4 protein-coding genes are annotated in these 4,120 nt (G+C 68.9%); 3 read left to right on the top strand and 1 reads right to left on the bottom strand.

The window, feature by feature from the left end; genetic code table 11:
* Positions 1-42: 42 nt before the first annotated feature.
* Complete coding sequence (locus BSZ14_RS18555) at positions 43-969, bottom strand: hypothetical protein (RefSeq protein WP_076712039.1); 927 nt, start codon at positions 967-969, stop codon at positions 43-45.
* 119 nt (positions 970-1,088) lie between these two features.
* Here BSZ14_RS18555 and BSZ14_RS18550 point away from each other — a divergent pair, with 119 nt between their 5' ends.
* From BSZ14_RS18550 to BSZ14_RS18540, 3 genes are all read left to right on the top strand, one after another.
* On the top strand, positions 1,089-2,429 hold the full coding sequence (locus BSZ14_RS18550) for an ABC1 kinase family protein (RefSeq protein ID WP_076712040.1): 1,341 nt from the start codon (positions 1,089-1,091) through the stop codon (positions 2,427-2,429).
* Positions 2,430-2,794: 365 nt separating this feature from the next.
* On the top strand, positions 2,795-3,526 hold the full coding sequence (locus tag BSZ14_RS18545; RefSeq protein WP_076712038.1) for a hypothetical protein: 732 nt from the start codon (positions 2,795-2,797) through the stop codon (positions 3,524-3,526).
* Between the two features lie 15 nt (positions 3,527-3,541).
* The coding region (locus tag BSZ14_RS18540; protein WP_139330546.1) for an MFS transporter at positions 3,542-4,120 on the top strand (579 nt) is incomplete at its 3' end.

The raw sequence follows: 4,120 nt of genomic DNA, 5'->3' as shown, positions 1-4,120 counted from the left end.
GCCCCTCCCCTTCAGGGGAGGGGTTGGGGTGGGGCCTCTCCATCAACGTCGCGCCTGCGGAAATGCCCCACCCCTGAAGGGGAGGGGAGGGCAATAGCCCGTACGGATCAGAAACGCCCGGAGCGACTCCGGGAAACTCGCAAAACGCGGCCCCTCGTCCGGCTGCCAGAGGTCGCGGTCCCGCTCGTAATGTGCCAGCATCTTAGCCCAGGCGGCCTTGAACCGTCCCGCGCGCGCGGCATCGGCGATATAGGCGGCGCAGGCGCCGTTGCGATCGGACTCTTCGGACACACAGAGCGGCCCCAGCCGCGCCATGTCGGCCGCGAAGACGGACCGCAGCGCCGGATCACGGCTTTCGTCGACCACGCGACCCTGCTTCACCGCAAACAGGCGCGATGGACGCGGGGTGCAGGCGTTGCAGCCAAAGGTGCTGTCGAAGGCGCCGTCCTCCAGCTTCAGGTCGATATACCCGTCCCCCGACAGGTCGCCCGGTTCATCGGCGATCGCGCCCTGCAAGGGATGGTCACGCGTCGAAGCCGGAGACAGGACGCGATAGCGTGTCCGGCTCGGCACCAGGAACTGGACGCCAAGGTTGCCGCCCGATCCGCCCGACTGGCTTTCGACGATGACGCCGGGGCGGGGATCGCTGCGCCCGAAGCGGACGACCGCGATCCGGGTATAGCCGCTCTGCCGGTCGGTCGTCACCGACAGCGGCGTGACACCGCCCGCGCGCACCGTGACCCGTGCCTGGTTGTTATAACCGTCCCAGCGGCACGAATTTTCCCCTTCGGGATGCGCAGGGCAGGGCAGGGGCACGACCTCCACCGTCACCCCGCCCGAGGTGAAGGCCATCGGCGCGCGGCTCGACGGTAGCCAGGTCTGGAAATGGCCGATCGGCACGGAGGGGACCGGCGCGGCAGCCCCCGGAACGCCGACCAGAAGAAGCACAGGCAGCAGCAAAAGACGCATGGGAATTGCCCGAGGGGACAGGACCGTCCCGCCACGATGATGAAAGGCCGCGCGCCGGTCCGCAAGACGGCATATCGCCCTCGACGGAACCATAGCCCACCCCCACCGCTATGCCCGGGATGGCACATGACGAAGACAAGCCCGGCAACGTCACCCACCGCGCCGTCCCCAGCGGTCGCTTTGCCCGTGCGGGGGCGTTCGGGCGGCTGGCGGGCGGGGTCGCGGGCGGGATGCTGGCCGAGGGCGCGCGCAGGCTGGCGAGCGGCGAGCGGCCCAGGCTGGGCGATCTGGTGCTGACGCCGGGCAATGCCGCGCGCGTTGCCGACCGGCTGTCGCACCTGCGCGGCGCGGCGATGAAGCTGGGCCAGATGATCTCGATGGACGCGGGCGACCTGTTGCCGCCCGAGTTGCAGACCATCCTCGCGCGGCTTCGCGACCAGGCGTACCGGATGCCGCCCGCGCAGCTCGACAAGGTGCTGAAGGCGGAGTGGGGCGCCGACTGGCGACGCAAATTCCGCCATTTCGAGGCCGCACCCATGGCGGCCGCCTCGATCGGGCAGGTTCACCGCGCGACCCTGCCCGATGGCCGGGTGCTGGCGATCAAGGTGCAATATCCGGGGGTGCGCGACAGCATCGGCTCCGACGTCGACAATGTTGCGACCTTGCTGCGCGTGTCGAACCTGATCCCGCCCTCGATCGACCTGAAACCGCTGCTCGAGGAAGCCAAGCGCCAGCTGGCCGAGGAGGCGGATTACCTGCGCGAGGCCGATCGGATGCAGGCCTATGGCGACCGGCTGTCGGGCGATCCGCGCTATGTCGTGCCCCGGCCGGAGCGCGCGTTGACCACGCCTTTGGTGCTGGCGATGGACTTCGTGCCCGGCCAGTCGATCGAGACGTTGGTCGAGGCCCCGCAGGACACCCGCGACACCGCGATGACCGCGCTGATCCAGCTGGTGCTGCGCGAGCTATTCGACTTCGGCATGATGCAGACCGATCCGAATTTCGCCAATTATCGCTGGCAGGCGGAGACTGGCCGCCTGGTCCTGCTCGACTTCGGCGCGGCGCGCGACGTGCCGCGCGAGACGGTGGACTCCTATCGCCGATTGATCGAGGCGGGGCTGGCGCATGACCGTGACCGCATCCGCGAAATCGCGGTGGAGACGGGGTTCCTGGGCGAGAAGGCGGTCGTCGCGCACCGCCCGGCGGTCGACCGGATCATCGCCGCGATCGACGACACGATGGCGCGGCCGGGTCCCTTCGACTTCGGCGACCGCGCCTTCGTGCCGGTGGTGCGCGAGGAGACGAGGGCGATGATCGCCGACCGCGACACCTGGCACGTCCCCCATGTCGAGACGCTGTTCGTCCAGCGCAAGATCAGCGGCACCGCCCTGCTGTGCGCGCGGCTGAAGGCGCGGGTCGATGTGCGCGGGCTGGCGGCCGAGGCGATCGGGCAGGGATAGGCCGTAGTCCAATCCTGCGACGTCGCCCCTTCCGGGTTTAAGGCAGAAGGTTCCGCGATCAAATGTCTCAACTGTGAGACAAGCCCCCCCGGCCCATGGGCACATCCTGATGCCGCACCTATAGATTCAGGTGAGGCGGGCATATTGTCCCAACCGATCGTGTCCGCCTCACCTTTCCTTTTGATATCAGAGGCCGATCGTGTTCGCACTGCCCGTTGCCAATCCCTTTCGGCGTCCTCGCAACTGGCAGAGCGTGTTCCTGTTGTTCGGTATCGTTAAGCTGCAGAACGATCATCGTCGACACACATTGATCTGTCGGCGGGTGCGGCGTCGCTATTCCGCCACGCGCCGCCAGTGGCTTTGGAATGCACCGGCTCATCATCATGCCGATCTACCCTCGTCTTTCCGGCGATAAGGTGTTCGACAGCGACCGGGCGATGCTGGACCGGACGGCCGAGGCGCTGGCCGAGACGTTCGATCTGGCCGGATCCGTGCAAGGGACCTGGGGCAACTGGCTTTATCTGAGCGACTTGCGGCCTGGTCAGCCCGCCTTCGTCCTGCGCCGCACGCGCGAGGGCCTGACCCTCGACACCCAGCGCTGGGACATCAGCGCTGGTGGAATCGGTGGCAGCGCGAGGTGCTGGCCGACGACCCGGATTCTCAGCGTTTCCCTGCCTTGGTGGCGGCGTTTGGCGGAACGTCCTGCCCAGCGCTGTCTGATCCCGGTCACCGCCTGCACCGCGCCGCTGCCGCCCCAAGGGGGTCGGGACGGACGATCGGCCTGGTTCACCCTGGCGGACGAGCCCGTCTTCACCATCGCCGGGCTGTGGCGCGGGACCAGCGATGCGCGCTGCTTCGCGATGCTGGGCTGTCCGGTCAAGGGACCGCTGACCGTGCAGCCGGTGGTGATCGCACCGGGCGACCGTGTCCGCTGGCTCGACGCCGAATGGGACGCGGCCGCGTCGCTGCTGGCACCCATGGATGCCGAACGGATTTGTATCGGCCTGTCTGAAACCCCACTTTCCGATGCGGGGGCGCCGCTTTATGCCGGAGGCGGCCCGAACAGGCCACCGGCCGGGATGAACCTGGCGCGCTGACGCAAAGGAACGCTTTTGCCCCTCCCGGCCCGCGATCAGGGTTACGCCGTCGCGATCCTGATGGCACTGGTCCATATGGTGGTGGTCGGCGACCGGTTCCTGCTGTCGATCCTGATCGAGCCGATCAAGGTCGAGCTGGCCTTGCGCGACGGGACGATCGGGCTGTTGCAAGGCCCGGCCTTTGCCGTCGTCAACGGGCTGGCGGTGATTCCGATGGTTCTGCTCGCCCGCCGCTGGTCGCTGGCCTGGCTGTTGGCGGCGGCCCTGGCGGGATCGAGCATCGCAACGATCGCCTGCGGGCTGGCCGGATCGGGCGCGCTGCTGGCCGCCGCGCGCATGATGCTGGGCCTGGCGCAGGCGGCGATCGGCCCTGCCGCGCTGGGCCTGATCGTCGCGACCATGACCCCGGCCCATGCCGGGCGCGGGATCAGCATGTTCACCGGCGGGGCCGCGCTGGGCCGCGGGGTCGCGATGATCGGAGGGGGCGCGCTGCTGGCGATCTTCGCCGGGCTGTCGGGCGGGATCGCGCCGTGGCGGATGGTGTTCGTGACCGGCGGCCTGATCGGGCTGCCGCTGGCGCTGGTGCTGCTCGGG

The organism is Sphingomonas sp. Sph1(2015) (assembly GCF_001970915.1).
In the GTDB taxonomy this organism is placed as follows: Bacteria; Pseudomonadota; Alphaproteobacteria; order Sphingomonadales; family Sphingomonadaceae; genus Sphingomonas; species Sphingomonas parapaucimobilis.
Note: the sequence above shows the minus strand (reverse complement) of the source record. Positions and strands in the feature narration are given on the sequence as shown.

Excerpts from the sequence above, each read along its gene's own strand:
- BSZ14_RS18555 (WP_076712039.1), bottom strand. The coding sequence starts at position 969 with ATGCGTCTTTTGCTGCTGCCTGTGCTTCTTCTGGTCGGCGTTCCGGGG.
- BSZ14_RS18545 (WP_076712038.1), top strand. The coding sequence starts at position 2,795 with ATGCACCGGCTCATCATCATGCCGATCTACCCTCGTCTTTCCGGCGAT.
- BSZ14_RS18550 (WP_076712040.1), top strand. The coding sequence starts at position 1,089 with ATGGCACATGACGAAGACAAGCCCGGCAACGTCACCCACCGCGCCGTC.